Genomic DNA, 16,519 nt, shown 5'->3' with positions numbered 1-16,519 from the left:
AAAATGGTTGGTAGGTAAGGCTTAAATAATGGTATCACACAAAAAGCATTTCCCCTTTTAATTAAATAAGAATTTGGAAGCAATATTACGTTTTGTTGGATTAGACCTAGAGCTTGATAAAGAATTGCAGGAGATAACCGATCTGGCGTGCGCTATTACCAAAGCATCTACGGCAGTAATTTCTTTTTTAGATGCCGATACACAATATTTTAAGGTAAAGAAAGACCCTAAAGATATAGTTGGCGAAATAAAAACTTTTCTCCGTAAAGATACTTTTTGTTCGTACACCATTAAGCAGGATGATGTTTTCATCATTGCTGATACTCTCGCCGATGAGCGGTTCGCCAATAATGAGTCGGTTATAGGTAATCCAAATTTGCGCTTTTATGCGGGAGTGCCGCTTAGTACTTGTGACGGCCAAAAAGTAGGTACATTATGTGTGCTGGATACCAAGCCGGGTAACCTGGATGAAAATCAGGTACATATGTTTAAAATAATAGCGCGCCAGACTATGAAAACTATAGAGTTAAAGTGCAGGGCGTTAAATTTAGAAGAAAGCTTAAAGGAAGTAGAAGCTCAAAAGGCGTATGTACAGGATGCGGATATAAGGCTTCGCTCATTTTTCGAAAGTTCGAATACATTCCAGGTTTTGTTAGGTAAAAGCGGGGAGGTTATTGATTTTAATAAAACAGCTTATAATTTCATCAAAAACGCTCATAAAACCGATGTGCAACGAGGTGATCTGTTTGTAACCTATATAGCACCTGAATTTGTTAGCAAGTTCATTGATGGTTATAACCGGGCGATAAAAGGCACGAGGCATATAGAAGAAGGATCGACCGATTATGGCGAAAAGCTGGGCATTATATGGTGGGATGCCACATTTGAGCCCGCGCTGGATAAAAACAATGAGATAATTGGCATGTCGTACCTTATACGCAACGTTACCGAACGTAAGGTTAGAGAGCAAAAAATTATACAGCAAAACGAATCATTATTAAGTATAGCACATGTACAGGCACATGAGTTTCGTGCGCCTTTAACTACTATTATGGGCTTAATGAGCCTTATTAAAGACGATGGTTATGAAATGGCCGGCAATTACTTGCCATATTTAGAAATGGCTGTTAATAATTTAGATGAAAAAATTAAAAACGTGGTTGTTGATATTGAAAACAACATGGTTAATGTAAAGCTATAGTTACTTAATTACATAGTTTATTTTTTTCTTTCAACACAAATAGCCTGTTTATTACTTGTACTTTTATATTGCATTAACACGATCCTTTTTTCTCATATTGCATAAGTAATAATCAGTACAAATTTAATGGCTAAGCTAAATAGTTCCGATACTTCAGTTGTGCCGTTTCCCGTTGTTGGCATTGGGGCCTCTGCAGGCGGATTAGATGCCGTTAAGGCCTTTTTACAGGCTCTGCCACCTAAGTCGGGTATGGCTTATGTTTTTATTCAACATTTAAGCCCGAATCATACAAGTATATTACCTGAAATACTGCAAAAGTTTGCGCCGTTCCCGGTACAGCAAATCACAGATAATATTCATCTGGAGCCAGATAATTTATATATTATTCCCAGCAATAAGGTGGTTACCACTACCGATGGCGTACTTAAATTGGCCCCGTTAGATAAAAATCATAAAAAGAGTAACACTATTGATCTGTTCTTCTCTTCGTTAGGAGTAGTGCACCAAAGTTTTGCTGTAGGGGTTATTTTATCAGGTGCACTTAACGATGGTACGCTTGGTTTACAGGTAATTAAATCATATGGAGGGTTAACCTTTGCCCAGGATGAAGGCACCGCTGAATTTGATAGTATGCCTAAAAGTGCTATAGATTCCGGTGCTGTGGATTTTGTTTTACCGCCAGAGGGGATCGCTGAAAAACTTATAACTATAAATCATCCTTTTCACGCTGACTATTCATCGGCGGAGGTTGATAATACCCTGCCACAGCAAGATGCGGAAACCTTTAAGCAAATATTAACAGTTTTGCGTGTGCGCCGTGGTGTTGATTTTGCCTATTATAAGCAAAGTACGCTTAAACGACGCATAATAAGGCGTATGGCTTTAAGTAAAATAGAAAAGCCTAATGATTATTTAAGCTTTTTACGCGAGAATAAAAGCGAGCAGGATGCCTTATATAATGACATGCTGATCTCGGTAACCAATTTTTTTCGTGATACGCAAAGTTTTGATGTGTTATGTAGTACCCTGTTTCCGGCACTTATAGATAAAAAAACTATAAATGATCCACTGAGGATTTGGATTGCAGGTTGTGCTACCGGTGAAGAAGCATATTCAATGGCTATATGCCTGCAAGAGCAGCTAGGCGATAAGGCCAGTGTGATGAAGATACAGATATTCGCTACCGATATATCTGAAACGGCAATAGCTAAAGCACGAACAGGGATTTATAGGCAAAGCGAACTGGATGGTATATCTACTTCAAGGTTACAGCAGTTTTTTGTTAAGTTGGATGGAAATTACCAGGTAAGTAAAAGCATACGTGATATGTGTGTATTTGCCCATCATAATTTATTAAAAGACCCTCCATTTTCCAAAATTGATTTGGTTAGCTGCCGGAATGTGATGATATATCTTGAACCCGTTTTGCAAAAGCGGGCGTTAACAACTTTTCACTACTCGTTAGTTGCAGATGGATACCTGATGCTTGGTAAATCTGAAAGTATAGGTAGCAATACTGATATTTTTACCGCTTATAGCAGTAATGAAAAAATATATATTCGTAAAGGCCCGTTGGGGCGTTTTATGAGTGTGGCTACTAATGGGCGTGAACAAACATTTAGGGAGATAGATAAAGGGGCGCAAAGGGAAAACGATAACAAGGATATTTTTAAAATGGCTGATGAAGCCATGCTTAATAGCTTTATGCCACCCTCTGTATTGGTGAATGAAAGGTTTGACATTGTTCAATTTAGAGGCGTAACTGAAACATGGTTAGTACCACCAACAGGTAAACCAAGTTTTAACGTTTTAAAGATGGCGCGCGAAGGCCTTTCATTTGAACTACGTAACATTCTTCATCTTGCTAAAAAGACGGGCTTACCGGCACGAAAGTTTGCGGTGTTTTTTAAGCTGAACGGCTTACAGCATTACGTAAATGTTTATGCGTTTCCATTAAAAGATACTCCGGAACCATACTATCTTATTGTTTTTCAAAACGCTTCATCAACAGGAATACAACAAGCCGCTATCGAGCTTAATACCAATCCCGAAAATGTAAACTACAACGAAAGTGAAATTCGTATTGAGCAGCTTGAAAAAGAGTTAATGCAGGTACGTGCCGATATGCGCGCGATAACTGAAGAGCAGGAAACCGCTAACGAAGAATTACAAAGCGCTAACGAAGAATTACTATCAGGCAGTGAAGAGCTGCAAAGCCTCAATGAAGAATTGGAAACTTCTAAAGAAGAATTGCAAAGTACCAATGAGGAAATAATGATTGTTAATAAGGAACTGTTAAGCAGAAACGATCAATTAAACAGTTCCCGATTATATACAGAAGGGATTGTAAATACCATACGCGATCCTTTATTGATATTGGATAAGGATCTGCGTATAAAAAGAGCTACAGGCGGTTTTTACAATAAATTTAAAACTACCGAAAAAGAAACCGAAGGCCTGTATATTTATGAATTGGGTAATCAACAGTGGGACATTCCTAAACTGCGTAATTTATTAGAAAGTATATTACCAGCTAATAAAATTACCGAAGATTTTGAGGTAACGCACGTGTTCCCGGTAATTGGTAAAAAAGATATGTGCCTTAATGCAAGGCAAATTGAAAATATAAATGGTGAGCAGCTTATACTTTTATCAATAGAGGATATTAGTGATAAGCGCAAGGTAGAAGCAGGACTAGCTGAGGCTGAACGCTTGTTAATTGAAAGTAAAGAAAGGCTAAAGTTTGCAGTTGATTCGGCAGGATTAGGCACCTGGGATTATGACCCTCAAACTAAAGAATTGATATGGGATAAACGCTGTAGAGAAATTTATAACGTTTCTCCTAACGAGGAAGTTGATACAGCAGTATTTTCTAATGTAATCCATCCCGATGACCGTAAAATAGTTCAGGATAAAATATTAGAAGCTCTGGGCGATGTAAAATCCGGTCAGTTTGATGCAGAGTATCGTACCATACCAATTAATGGAAAAATAAGGTGGCTCAAAGGTAAAGGCAGGGCTTATTTTAATGAAAATGGTGAAGCTATCCGCTTTATAGGGACTTTGCTTGATATTACCTTTCAAAAATTAATAGACGAAGCTACCCGCGAATTACTTAATAAAAAAGATGAGTTTATAAGCATAGCCAGCCATGAGCTAAAAACGCCGGTAACCAGCCTTAAAGCAGCACTGCAAATTATGGAGCGGGCTTCGCTTAAAGGTGATAGCATTAAAACAGTAGATGTATTTATACAAAAAGCCATTAAACAGGTTGATAAATTAACTGAACTAATAAAAGATTTGCTTGATGTAACCAAAATTCAATCAGGGAAATTGGTATTAAGGAAAACTGATTTTGTGCTTGACGAATTGCTGAAAGAATGTGTTGAAGAAATTCAAAACGACTCAGTTAAACACAAAATCACTATCGAAGGTTATCGTAATATTGAAGTGCATGCCGATAAAAACCGCCTGGAACAGGTAATAATTAATTTGATTTCAAATGCTATCAAATATTCACCTGATGCTGATAAGGTAATTGTTTCAATTGAAAAGGTTGATGAAGGTGTCAAAGTATCCGTAAAAGATTTCGGTATAGGTATACCAGAAGATAAACTGCCGCTAATTTTTGATCGTTTCTATCGTGTTGATGAAGATTCGCAGCGTTATGCAGGCTTAGGTTTGGGCCTTTACATATCGGCAGAAATAATAAGGCAGCATAATGGTCAAATAGCTATCGAAAGTGCTGTGGGCAAAGGCTCTTCCTTTTGGTTTGTAATACCCGAATAATAGAGAAGCAGGCGTACCCTAGAGCTATGCCTTTCTAAGAAGCTGTCTAAAAATGATAAAACTATCGTCATTGCGAGGTACGAAGCAATCTCTATACTTTACAGAGCTGCTCTGTAGGTTCATACCTCTCTAAATGCCTTGCCTATGTAGAGATTGCTTCGTACCTTGCAATGACGCTTTGTTTTTGTGTTTATCTAAAAACAATATTCAATCGTTTTTAGATAGTTTCTAAGGAAATTCAACAAAAAAGGGTGAACAATAATGCTCACCCTTTTAAATTCTATATTAATTTACTATTAGTTGTTAGGATCTGTTGATGGTAGGCCTACAATTTTATAAGCCACATTGTTATTGTTATCACGTGTTTTCTTGTAGTAAACATCATCAGGAGATACAAATAAACGTTGACCGTTCACTGTAACACCCCTTGAATCTACCGGTAATGATTGTACAACATCACCAATCTGCAAATCTGCTGAACCATTTCTTGGCGGAGCAACCTGATTATCCTGAGGTGCTGCAGATTGATTAGGGGCACTATAACCCTGATCGTTACCTGCTGGAGGAGCACCCTGATCACCACCATCTGTATTTAACTCTCCGTCTTTACCTGCTATTTCATAAGCCAATGATCCATCGTCTTTAGTAATAGCTACATAATAAACACCGTCTAACTCATAGTATTGCTGACCATTGATCACAATTGATTGTGCTTTTGACGGCAATGTGCTTATTTCGGCACCTACAGGTGGTTCAACTACAGTATATTGGTCATCATTATATTCGTAATAGTAGCCATTGCTGTAGTAGTATGGCAAGCCTCCCCAGTAGAATGAATAATATCCGAAGGGAAGAAAACCTAAACTAAAACCAAGGCGTGGATAATATAAGCTGTTGTAAAAACCTCCGTGGTAATAAAAGCCACCGCGGCCAAAATAACCATGATATCCAAAGCCAGCATAACCACGGCCATAAAAGCCCCTGCCACCATAACCACGGCCGGCATAGCCTCTACCAGCATAACCACCTCTGCCTGCATATGCACGTCCTGCATAGCTTCTGCCACCTACGGCGCGCCCTGCATAGCTTCTGCCTGCGTAACTACCTCTTGCTGCTGATGAATATGAGCGGCCCGCAGATGTGCTACGAACAGCGTTTGAACGACTTGCGCCGCTGAAACGAGCGCCGCCACCACCGCTAAAGTGTGCACCGCCACCACCACCAAAATGACCACCACCGCCGCCACCAAAGTGACCGCCGCCACCTCCGCCACCGCGGTGTTGAGCGTTAGCAGGAAGAGCAAAAAACAAACATAATAGTCCGCTTATGCTTAAGAAAATCAAATTTTTATATACCCTTTTCATAATCTAAATATTTGTTCAGCGATCGTGCTGATGATTTATAGACGTATTAAAATTTAAAAGGTTTAATACAATCTTAATAATTTAAGTACAAGTATCAAGCCAATATTTAAACATCATTATAACAAACATGTGACCAACATAATTGGCAAATATTTGTTGTGTTGTATTAACCGATTAGAATTATGAACGAGTCCACATTATATCCTCTTTTTTTTACCCCAATTTACCAATATAGGCTGTGGGGCGGTAGAAGACTAAGCCATTTATTAACGGAGCCATTGCCCGAAGGCCCTGTTGGAGAAGCCTGGATATTAAGCGATCGCGACGATCATACAAGCGTTGTAAACGCAGGTTTATACCAAGGGTACACATTAACGCAATTGTTTGAACAATACCCCGAAAGTATAATGGGCAGATTAGCCGGACAATTTGACCGTTTTCCCCTTTTGTTGAAATTTTTGGATGCACAAGAGGTATTATCTGTACAAGTTCATCCATCTGATGATCAAAAGGAATACATCCCTAAAGGTGATACAGGTAAAACAGAAGCCTGGTTTGTAATAGAATCCGGGCCTAAAGCAAAAATTTATGCAGGGTTAACACCAGGCACTACCGAGCAGGACTTACGCAAAGGCCTGGCAGACCACAAAGTGGCAGATTGCATCCACAGCTTTATCCCTAAACCTGGGGATGGCGTATTTATCCACTCCGGTACCGTACATACCTTAGCTGATGTGGTGGTTTTTGAAGTGCAGGAAAATAGTGATACAACTTATCGCCTTTATGATTGGGATAGAACCGATGCCAAAACCGGCAAACCACGCGAATTGCAGATTGATAAAGCATTAGCATGTATCGATTTTAATTTAACCGATATTGATCCTGTTAAGCCTAAAAATATTGCTGATGGTAAAGTAACCCGGGAGGAGTATTTTAATAACGAGCATTTTATTATGTGGCGAATGAATACTACCGATCAATTTACAGTAGGTGCAGAAGACGAACCACGGATACTCGTTTGTACCGAAGGCAAAGGCGAACTGGATTTCGACGGGACAAAATATCCCATAAAAAAAGGAGATGTTGTTTTACTCCCGGCAGAAATCGGTGTGATTAATTGCATCCCGCAGGAAAAAATAAATCTATTAGAAATAGCGATACCCAGTACCAGTAAATAGAATTACTTATCCTTTAACGGATATAAATCATATGAAAAAATTAATAATATTTGATCTTGACGGTACGCTTGCCCAAAGCAAAGCATCATTAGATGAGGAAATGGCTACGCTTTTTAGCAGGCTGATTGATACTGTTAAAGTTGCCATTATATCCGGCGGCGATTGGCCGCAATTTGAGAAACAGGTACTCTTGCACCTAACTAAAGAAAAACACCTCAAAAATTTATCAATACTGCCAACCTGCGGTACTAAATTCTACAGCTATAAACATGGCTGGAAAGAGCTTTACGCTGAAAATTTTACTGCCGATGAAAAAACGCAGATCACAACAGCGCTTAATGAGGCCATAAAACAATCAAAAACCACAGTTGCCAAAACTTGGGGTGAACAAATTGAAGATAGAGGTAGCCAGATTACTTATTCGGCATTAGGGCAAAAGGCACCACTGGACGCGAAAAAAAATTGGGATCCTAAGTTTATAAAACGTAAAAAAATAAAAGCCATCCTGGATAAAACGCTTTCTGGTTTCTCAGTACAAATGGGCGGTGCTACTTCTATCGATATAACAAAACCAGGCATTGATAAGGCTTATGGCATCCGCAAATTAAAATCGGTATTAGATATTAAAATAAGCGAGATGCTTTTTATAGGCGATGCTTTGTTTGAGGGTGGTAATGATCACCCGGCACGCACAACTGGTGCCGATTGTATTCAAGTGCGTGATCCTGATGAAACTAAGCGTGTAATTGAAGCTATTATAGCATGCCTGGGCGGTAAACCGGTAAAATTAAAACCAACAAAGAAGACAGAAAATGGGTGAGTTTAAATTACAGCGTTTAGGTATAATTATGAAGCCTGAAGATGGCGATGCGATGGAGATAGAAGGTGTCCTCAATCCTGCGGCAATCCGCGGTAAGGATGGCCATCTGTATCTGTTTCCGCGTATGGTGGCTAAAGGGAACTTTTCGCGTATAGGTATTGCAAGGGTAATATTTAATGATGCGGGCGACCCCATTGATGTTGAACGTTTAGGTATCGCATTGCAGCCGGAAGCAGACTATGAGTTAAGGCCGGGCGGCGGTGGGTGTGAAGATCCCCGTATAACATTTGTTGAACCGCTGAATCATTATGTAATGAATTATGTGGCTTTTGGACCTAACGGCCCACGGATAGCCATTGCCCGTTCAAATGATTTAATTAACTGGGAACGAATTGGACTGGCAAGATTTACACACTATGAAAAGATAAAGTTTGAAGGCGTTGATGATAAAGACTCGTGCACATTTCCACTGCTTATAAAAAATCCCAACAATCATGATGAAATGGGACTTTTACATCGGCCGATATTTCCGGGTACTAGCCCTGAAGAGATTAAAGCAAAACATGGTCATCATGAAACTGATCGCGAGTGTGAAAGCATTTGGATTTCTTATTGCAGGTTTGATACAGCTACACATCTGCCAGCGAAAGGGGCAAGTTTTACGTCGCACGAACGGTTGGCCGCGCCTGAGGCTGATTGGGAGAAATTAAAAATAGGCTGTGGAACACCACCTGTTATGACTGATTTAGGTTGGATGATACTTTACCACGGTGTAAGTGAAATACCCATACCAAACAGCGAGAAAACACAACTATGTTATTCAGCCGGAATAATGATATTAGATAGGGAGGAGCCTACGAACATATTATACCGATCGACTGAACCAATAATAAAGCCTGAGCTGCCAGAGGAACGTGTTGGATTAATTGCTGATGTTGTTTTCCCTACGGGGATAGACAGGCGTGATGATATAGGCATGCCCAATAGGTTTGACATTTACTACGGAATGGCTGATGACAGGATAGGCGTAGCCCGTTTAGATATTCCGGATGAATTGCCCGGTTAAAACAAGGAATATTTAGCTAACCTGAAGCAGGTATAAGTGATAATAGGCGATGCCAAAATATCAATAGAATAATGTATATGCTGCACTAATAAAAGGCAGGCAACGGTGATGATGGCCCCCAGGGCTATCATCTTATCCGATTTTTTATCAAGGCATAAAAATATTAGCGTAAGGGTTGCTATATGGCCCGAAAAGAAAAGATCTTTAGTAATACTAGCTTCGCCATAAAAAACACCAGTAAGCGGATCTGCCAATGGTATCAGGCCGATAGGAGGGTTTAGCGCCACAAAGCTAATGGTAGCCATACGAACAAGGCATACTACAATCAGTGCCCAAACATATATTATGTAAATTCTCGGTTTATATAATGCTCTGTATAAAATGAGCAACCCCATACCCCAGATAACGATAAATATAGCTACGGAAACGTTATGAGGAGGGATGGTGGCTAATACCCAATCGTGCAGTACAACGCCATTACGTTGTTCAATTTTATTAAAAAATTGAGGCATCAGCGCTATGATGATAAATATCAACACCGAACCAATGATCAATTTAGTCCTATCAGATGTATTACTGATGGTTTCTTTCCAACTCTCTTTTATTGACAAACTTATATTTTGAGACACAGTTTAGACATTAGCAGCTGCAAAAATAATATTTACCAGCAATATTTAATTAATGTTAAACGAATATAAAATAATCAAAAAGTAAAAAAAGTATAAATTAAATGCATCATAGTTGCATTTGTGATTATATTTGTACCATGGAATTCACCAAACTAACTGCTAAATTGGATAATATAGGTATGACTGCATCAACATTGTGTGCTATCCATTGTGCTCTTGTACCTATTTTTATAACTGTTTTGCCATTAATTGGCCTTGGCTTTTTAGCAAACCCATGGTTTGAGTGGGGCATGATAATTTTAGCTTTTATAATTGGTGTATCATCTATCAGTTCTTCGTATTTTCGCATGCATAGGCGTTTGGTTCCGTTATTATTATTAAGTATAGGTTTTACAATAATTATACTTGGCCATCTTTTTATTGCTGGTTGGCTTGAAGGTATTGTTGTACCTTTGGGTGGGTTTACCATAGCAACGGCACATTTTATAAATTATAGGTATGTTGGCGCCTGCAAAGTTTGTAACCATGAGGCGCATTGATAGCCATATTAAATGACAGAAATAACCAATAATAGATTTGAGCATTTGCTTGACTTGCATCATTTGAAAAAAACCGGCCCAAGGTTAAAAGTTTTGGCTATGATGTCTGCAAAAAATACAGCAACATCACAACCCGATTTGGAAGGTTTAATGGAAGATGTGGACCGTGTTACGCTTTATCGTATATTAAATGTGTTTGAAGAAAAAGGCATTATCCATAAGATATTTGATTTAAATGGAACTGCTAATTATGCCATTTGTACCTCTAACTGTCAGGAACACCATCATCACGACGAACATTTGCATTTTAATTGTACCGTTTGTAATAAGGTATATTGTTTAAATGATTTAAGTTTGCCGGCGTTCAACTTGCCACCCGGTTTTAAAGCCGAGGGATTCACACTTTATGCATCAGGCACATGTCCGCAATGCAACAAAAAATAATTAAAAATAATACAACCAAACCGAGTTAAATCTGGTTGGTTAATAGTGCGGTTGATGGGTGAGAGTGGGTAGAAACGATATATAATTAATGAGAAAATATTTAATAAGAATAACTACAATTACTGGGATAGCAATATTGTTTTTTACAACCTATACTGCAATTGTTTCCTTTACACTTCCGCAACAGGACACCACAGCTGTGTTTAGAGTAAGAACGATTGTTATAGATGCCGGACATGGCGGAAAAGACCCCGGGGCACATGGCTCATATTCCCTTGAAAAAACGGTAGCACTCAATATAGCCTTGAAACTTCGTGATGCGATACACGAAAATTATCCTGACATCAAAGTTATTATGACTCGGGCTGACAATACCTTTATTCCGTTAAATCATCGCTCTGAGATCGCTAATGATAATAATGCAAACCTGTTTATTTCAATACATTGCAATTCATCGCCTGAGGGTACTGCAAGTATCGCTCATAAACAAAAAGGGGTAATGGTATTAGTATATAGTTATAAACGAAAAGGGGAACAGTTAGAGGCTGTACGTGAAAACTCATCTATATACCAGGAAAAAAATTATAAAGAAACTTACGAGAGCTATGATGAAACCGACCCGGTAAATCAGATTGTTTTAAATACCTATATGCAAAAATACCGCAAACAAAGCATTTTGTTTGGCGACTTACTAATGGATCAATTTAAGGCAACTGGCGATAGGGTTACTTTAGGAGTTAAAGAGCAAAGCGTGCTGGTATTAGCCCACAGCGGTATGCCAAATGTGTTGATAGAAACCGGTTTTATCAATAATCCGGAAGAAGAAGACTATCTAAATTCAGCAAGCGGACAAGGCGAAATTGTTAGCTCGATTGTCAAAGCGATAGGGGAGTATAAAAACCAAGTAGATAGCAAATAACTATAAATTAAAGGCCAATTGTTTTGCCCTGCCGATAATTGCATTTACCCCGCCAATGTGATAAACAGGTGTTTCTTCATGTCTTGATGCCACTACAACTTCAGTTCCGTTAGCGTTAGTGCTAAAAAGCTCATATACCAATTCGGGTGAGTTATTGTTTTTGGATAGATGGGCAAGTAATAAATGGCTCATAAACTCAGGTTTGTGATTTACAAAAAGCTCCAATGCCTGTTTGTTTGAAAGATGGCCATGCCCGCCACGAATCCTTCTTTTTAAGTGATAGGGGTAACCACCATTATCCAGCATCTCATCATCGTAATTTGCTTCTAAAAATGCTGCGTGGCATTTGCTGAAATGCGTGATTAAATTTTCACAAACTACACCAAGATCTGTAAATACACCTACTGTTATCTCCTTGCAGGAGATAATGAAGCTATGCGGCTCGATGGCATCATGAAATTTAGAGAATGCAGTAATGGTTAACCCGCCGATAGTAACCGGATTATTGGCTATAAAATGAACTATTTGATAGTCTTCCGGAATAACGCGGAGATATTTTAATGTTCCGGGAGTTATGTAAACCGGGATATTATGCTTTTTTGCCAACACGGGCACACCGCTGATATGATCGGTATGTTCGTGAGAAATAAATATGGCCTTTACTTTTTGGATAGATAATCCCAGCCTGAGCATGCGTTTTTCTGTTTCGCGACATGAAATTCCGGCATCAACCAGTACGGCTTCGTGCTCATTTCCAATGTAATAGCAGTTGCCATTACTCCCCGAATTTAGTGATGTAATAAATAGCGACATTTCTGCCACAAAAATACTCGCTTTTTAATCAAAAAACTTAAAATTTCAATACAAAACGGATGATTATATTTGGCGCATGGATTCACCAAAAACTTTACCTGTACTTGATGCCTCTGAGCTACGTGTACTCGGTGTGCTAATGGAAAAAAGCAAAACTACACCGGATTATTATCCCATGACGGTTAATAGTTTGATAGCAGCCTGTAATCAAAAAACAAGCCGTAAGCCGGTGGTAAACTATGATGAGGAAACGGTAGTATTAGCTTTAAATACATTAAAAAGGCGTGGATTGGTATCAACCGCTACCGGTGGCTCGGATCGCTCGGTAAAATATAAGCATAATTTTGGTATTGTATTCCCGGTTGTGCCATCAGAAGTAGCTATCATTTGTTTGTTAATACTCCGTGGGCCACAAACCCCAGGTGAACTGAATACCAACTCAGGCAGGTTGTACGAGTTTGAATCTATTGAGGATGTGCAAGCTGCCCTGGAGAAATTATCAGAAGAAGAAACACCATTTGTAATTCAATTACCTCGCCGCGCGGGACAAAAAGAAGTTCGTTATGCCCATTTATTAGCAGGTACACCTGATTTGACGGAAGATTTAAATGATGAGCAGCCAGTAAGGTCTTCAGGCGAATTAGAAGTACGGGTTAGCAAACTGGAGCAGGAGTTGGCAACATTGAAAGAAGCTTTTGATAATTTGATGAAGGAACTGTCTTGATTTAAGCAGAAGGGGCAGCGAAAACAAAGTGGGTAACCAGCTTATCTAATATTATCAGTGAGGCTATAATTAATGCAATCCCGGCAACTTCATTAAGGCGGTGGATCATTTTAACGGAGATTCGTGCGCGCAATTTATCAGCATAAAAAGCTTTGGTGGTATCCATACCAAATTGCACAATCAGGATGGTTAAAAACATGATACCAATATCTAAGGAACGATGATGAGCGCCAACTCTAAACAGAGTACTTGCGGCAGCTATAACCGTAACCCAATGAAATAACAGGCTGGGATTGAATATACACAAGGCAAATCCTTTCAAAAAATAACCAGCCCGGTTAATACTTGATGGCACTGAGGTTTTATAAGTGACTTCGGCTTTTTTAAAGAAATAATATACCCCAACCGCAAACAAAATAGCACTACCAATTACCCCGGCAATAGTTTTTTGCTGCTCAGATATATTAATATACTGCGAGCCGAATAGCAGGCCGCCTACAAACACAACATCGCTGCAAACCACACCAAGCGCCAATGCAACGCCGGCATGAAAGCCATTAGCAATACTAGTTTTAATTAAAGCGAAAAAAACAGGGCCTGTAAGGAACGTCAGCACTAATCCAAACCCCAGTCCCGAAATAACAGCTTCTATCATTAATTATAAGCTCAGTTGAACAATGCGAATATGCGATTTTTATCTCTTAAAAATAGAAACTTAATGTTTCGGCACCATTAATTAAAAAAAACAATGCTGTAATTCTAAAAAATCATTTATGTTAGTGGTTTCATATCAATTACTGTACAACCTAATTAAATAATGGAACAAAACAAACAAAAAAGCTACGGCTCTGCGTTATATACGCTCATAACCGTATTTTTCTTCTGGGGATTTCTAGCTGCTTCTAATGGGGTTTTTATACCATTCTGCAAATCACACTTTAATTTATCGCAATTTCAATCTCAATTAATTGACTTCACCTTTTATGGCGGGTATTTTATCGGATCGTTGATATTGTACTTTGCATCACAAGCCAGTAAAGTGGATATATTAAATAAGTTAGGCTATAAAAATGGTATTATTCTTGGTCTTGTAATATCTGCTGCAGGAGCGTTAGGTATGGTTCCTGCTGTTGCATCAGGTTCATTTGGCTTAATTTTAACTGTATTCTTTATAATCGCTATTGGGTTTTCATTACAGCAAACCGCGGCAAATCCTTTTGTTGTTGCTCTTGGTTCGCCAGAAACAGGTTCAAACCGTTTAAATTTTGCAGGTAGTGTAAACAACATTGGCGCTTTGTTAGGGCCTGTTGTTGTGGGTTTAGTATTGTTTGGCTCGGCATCAGCTAAAATAGCAGACGCCGATGTGAAAATATCATCAATAGATGACCTATATTATATACTCGCAGGTTTGTTTATAGCGGTAGCAATATTTTTCTGGGTCTCAAATCTGCCAAAGGTTACGAGTGACGAAGAACTTGAATCAAGTACCAAAGCAAACACACCGCTGTTTATTATTTTTATAGCGTTTTTATTGATTCTTGCTGCTGATCCTATCAGCCTTAAAACATCAATACCAAGCCAATATTTTGTTTATGCTTCGCTTGCCATTATCATCTTTACATTGGTAGGTACCATATTTGCCGCTAAAAAAAGTACACATGGTTGGGGGGCTATGCAATACCCTCAATTAATTTTAGGCATGATAGCTATATTCACTTATGTGGGTACTGAGGTAACTATTCAAAGTAATATGGGGTCATTATTAAAAACCCCGGCATTTGGGTCGTTTAATGAATCAGAAATTGCACCCTTCATTTCATTATATTGGGGTAGTTTAATGATAGGCCGTTTTGCAGGTTCAATAGGTGCTTTTAATCTGGCAAAAACAACAAAAAATATTCTATATGTTTTAGTACCATTTATTGCATTTGCGCTTGTTTTGGCAGTAAATAAATTCTTTGCAGGGGTTGATGTAAGCAATCTGTATGTTTATGCTGTTTGTGTGGGTATATTGGTTGTAGCTTTCTTTATAGGCAACCAAAAACCTGTACGTACTTTATCTACATTAGGTGTTCTCGGTGTTATTTTTATACTGGTAGGGCTATTTACAACTGGCAGGGTTGCTACGTTTGCTTTTATTAGCGGTGGTTTATGCTGTTCAATTATGTGGCCTTCAATATTCTCCTTAGCTATAACAGGCTTGGGTAAATACACCAGTCAGGGTTCCGCATTTTTAATTATGATGATATTAGGAGGCTCTATTATCCCACCATTGCAAGGTAAAATTGCTGATGGTAGCAATAATTTAATACAAGGTATGAGTGGTATTCACTTCTCATACATAGTTCCGGCATGTGGTTTTGCCTATCTTATTTACTTCGCCTGGAAGGTTAGTCGCGAATTGCGTAGCCAGGGTATCGATTTAGATCATGTGGAAGCCAAAGGCGGACATTAATAATATTAATAATTTCTAGTCATTATTCATTGAGTCATTAGGCCATTCTGTATATTACAGGTGACCTAATGGCTCAATGACGTTAATGACCAAATGACATTCAAAGATGAAACCGAGTTTCAATCATATATTCATGAATCTGGCAACAGATTTAGCATTGCGCTCACACTGCATTAAAGCACATGTGGGAGCAGTTTTAACCAGGGATACCCGTATTATATCAATAGGATATAATGGCCCACCAGCGGCTACACATAACTGTGATGAAGAGTGGCCTGAGACAGGTTGCCCGCGTGATTCAAAAGGTAGCTGTTCATTGGCATTGCATGCCGAAGAGAATGCAATACTATATGCCGTTAAAAATGGTGCAAAGCTGGAAGGATCGGTATTGTATACAACCTTATCGCCTTGTATTGCTTGCGCGAGGTTGATCTATTCAGCGGGTATAAAACATGTTTACTACAAACACTCTTATGCCGAATACAAGGGTTTAGCGAGCGATGAAGGTGTTGATTTCTTAAATAAGTTCGGAGTACTAACCGAGAAATTTAACGATTAACTTATAGTGGATGTAATTA

15 protein-coding genes are annotated in these 16,519 nt (G+C 38.8%); 11 read left to right on the top strand and 4 right to left on the bottom strand.

The features are described from left to right. The first annotated feature begins 73 nt into the window (after positions 1–73). Positions 74–1,201: a GAF domain-containing protein gene (locus GSQ74_RS12255; RefSeq protein WP_158993648.1), complete on the top strand. Its 1,128-nt coding sequence runs from the start codon at positions 74–76 to the stop codon at positions 1,199–1,201. 126 nt (positions 1,202–1,327) lie between these two features. Beyond that, on the top strand, positions 1,328–4,990 hold the full coding sequence (locus GSQ74_RS12250) for a CheR family methyltransferase (RefSeq protein ID WP_158993646.1): 3,663 nt from the start codon (positions 1,328–1,330) through the stop codon (positions 4,988–4,990). Positions 4,991–5,286: 296 nt separating this feature from the next. Here the strand turns inward: GSQ74_RS12250 and GSQ74_RS12245 are convergent, their stop codons facing one another. After that, positions 5,287–6,354, bottom strand: coding sequence for a DUF6515 family protein (locus tag GSQ74_RS12245; protein ID WP_158993644.1), 1,068 nt, complete (start codon positions 6,352–6,354; stop codon positions 5,287–5,289). A gap of 182 nt (positions 6,355–6,536) precedes the next feature. On the opposite strand from GSQ74_RS12245, the gene GSQ74_RS12240 reads away from it, so the two are divergent. Genes GSQ74_RS12240 through GSQ74_RS12230 form a run of 3 tightly spaced genes read left to right on the top strand, consistent with a single transcriptional unit; the run spans position 6,537 to position 9,418 of the window. After that, positions 6,537–7,532 (top strand): type I phosphomannose isomerase catalytic subunit, encoded by a 996-nt coding sequence (locus GSQ74_RS12240; protein WP_158993642.1) that lies wholly within the window; start codon positions 6,537–6,539, stop codon positions 7,530–7,532. 31 nt (positions 7,533–7,563) lie between these two features. After that, positions 7,564–8,352, top strand: a complete 789-nt coding sequence (locus GSQ74_RS12235) for an HAD-IIB family hydrolase (protein WP_158993640.1) — start codon at positions 7,564–7,566, stop codon at positions 8,350–8,352. Further along, positions 8,345–9,418 carry a glycosidase gene (locus GSQ74_RS12230; RefSeq protein ID WP_158993638.1) on the top strand — a complete coding sequence of 358 codons (1,074 nt, stop codon included), beginning with the start codon at positions 8,345–8,347 and terminating at the stop codon, positions 9,416–9,418. Before GSQ74_RS12235 ends, GSQ74_RS12230 begins: the two co-directional genes overlap by 8 nt. Here the strand turns inward: GSQ74_RS12230 and GSQ74_RS12225 are convergent. Beyond that, entirely contained in the window at positions 9,415–10,029 is a 615-nt protein-coding gene (locus GSQ74_RS12225) for a phosphatase PAP2-related protein (RefSeq protein WP_158993636.1), read from the bottom strand. The genes GSQ74_RS12230 and GSQ74_RS12225 overlap by 4 nt on opposite strands. 119 nt (positions 10,030–10,148) lie before the next feature. Between GSQ74_RS12225 and GSQ74_RS12220 the strand changes: the two genes are divergently transcribed. The 3 genes from GSQ74_RS12220 to GSQ74_RS12210 all read left to right on the top strand — a co-directional run bounded on the left by GSQ74_RS12220 (position 10,149) and on the right by GSQ74_RS12210 (position 11,949). Continuing rightward, positions 10,149–10,586: a MerC domain-containing protein gene (locus GSQ74_RS12220; RefSeq protein WP_371724327.1), complete on the top strand. Its 438-nt coding sequence runs from the start codon at positions 10,149–10,151 to the stop codon at positions 10,584–10,586. Between the two features lie 12 nt (positions 10,587–10,598). After that, positions 10,599–11,030: a Fur family transcriptional regulator gene (locus GSQ74_RS12215; protein WP_158993632.1), complete on the top strand. Its 432-nt coding sequence runs from the start codon at positions 10,599–10,601 to the stop codon at positions 11,028–11,030. An 88-nt stretch (positions 11,031–11,118) separates the two neighbouring features. After that, positions 11,119–11,949, top strand: coding sequence for an N-acetylmuramoyl-L-alanine amidase (locus GSQ74_RS12210; protein WP_158993631.1), 831 nt, complete (start codon positions 11,119–11,121; stop codon positions 11,947–11,949). Here the strand turns inward: GSQ74_RS12210 and GSQ74_RS12205 are convergent, their stop codons facing one another. After that, positions 11,950–12,762 carry an MBL fold metallo-hydrolase gene (locus GSQ74_RS12205; protein ID WP_158993630.1) on the bottom strand — a complete coding sequence of 271 codons (813 nt, stop codon included), beginning with the start codon at positions 12,760–12,762 and terminating at the stop codon, positions 11,950–11,952. Between the two features lie 76 nt (positions 12,763–12,838). Between GSQ74_RS12205 and GSQ74_RS12200 the strand changes: the two genes are divergently transcribed. Next, a complete protein-coding gene (locus tag GSQ74_RS12200) occupies positions 12,839–13,486 on the top strand; it encodes a YceH family protein (RefSeq protein ID WP_158993629.1) in 648 nt (215 codons plus the stop codon). 1 nt (position 13,487) lies between these two features. Here the strand turns inward: GSQ74_RS12200 and GSQ74_RS12195 are convergent, their stop codons facing one another. Continuing rightward, positions 13,488–14,141 carry a LysE family translocator gene (locus tag GSQ74_RS12195; RefSeq protein WP_158993628.1) on the bottom strand — a complete coding sequence of 218 codons (654 nt, stop codon included), beginning with the start codon at positions 14,139–14,141 and terminating at the stop codon, positions 13,488–13,490. Between the two features lie 162 nt (positions 14,142–14,303). Here GSQ74_RS12195 and GSQ74_RS12190 point away from each other — a divergent pair, with 162 nt between their 5' ends. Then, positions 14,304–15,941: an MFS transporter gene (locus GSQ74_RS12190; protein ID WP_158993627.1), complete on the top strand. Its 1,638-nt coding sequence runs from the start codon at positions 14,304–14,306 to the stop codon at positions 15,939–15,941. A gap of 133 nt (positions 15,942–16,074) precedes the next feature. Then, positions 16,075–16,500 carry a dCMP deaminase family protein gene (locus GSQ74_RS12185; protein ID WP_158993626.1) on the top strand — a complete coding sequence of 142 codons (426 nt, stop codon included), beginning with the start codon at positions 16,075–16,077 and terminating at the stop codon, positions 16,498–16,500. Positions 16,501–16,519: the final 19 nt, after the last annotated feature.

Source organism: Mucilaginibacter sp. L196 (genome assembly GCF_009765905.1).
In the GTDB taxonomy this organism is placed as follows: Bacteria; Bacteroidota; Bacteroidia; order Sphingobacteriales; family Sphingobacteriaceae; genus Mucilaginibacter.
Note: the sequence above shows the minus strand (reverse complement) of the source record. Positions and strands in the feature narration are given on the sequence as shown.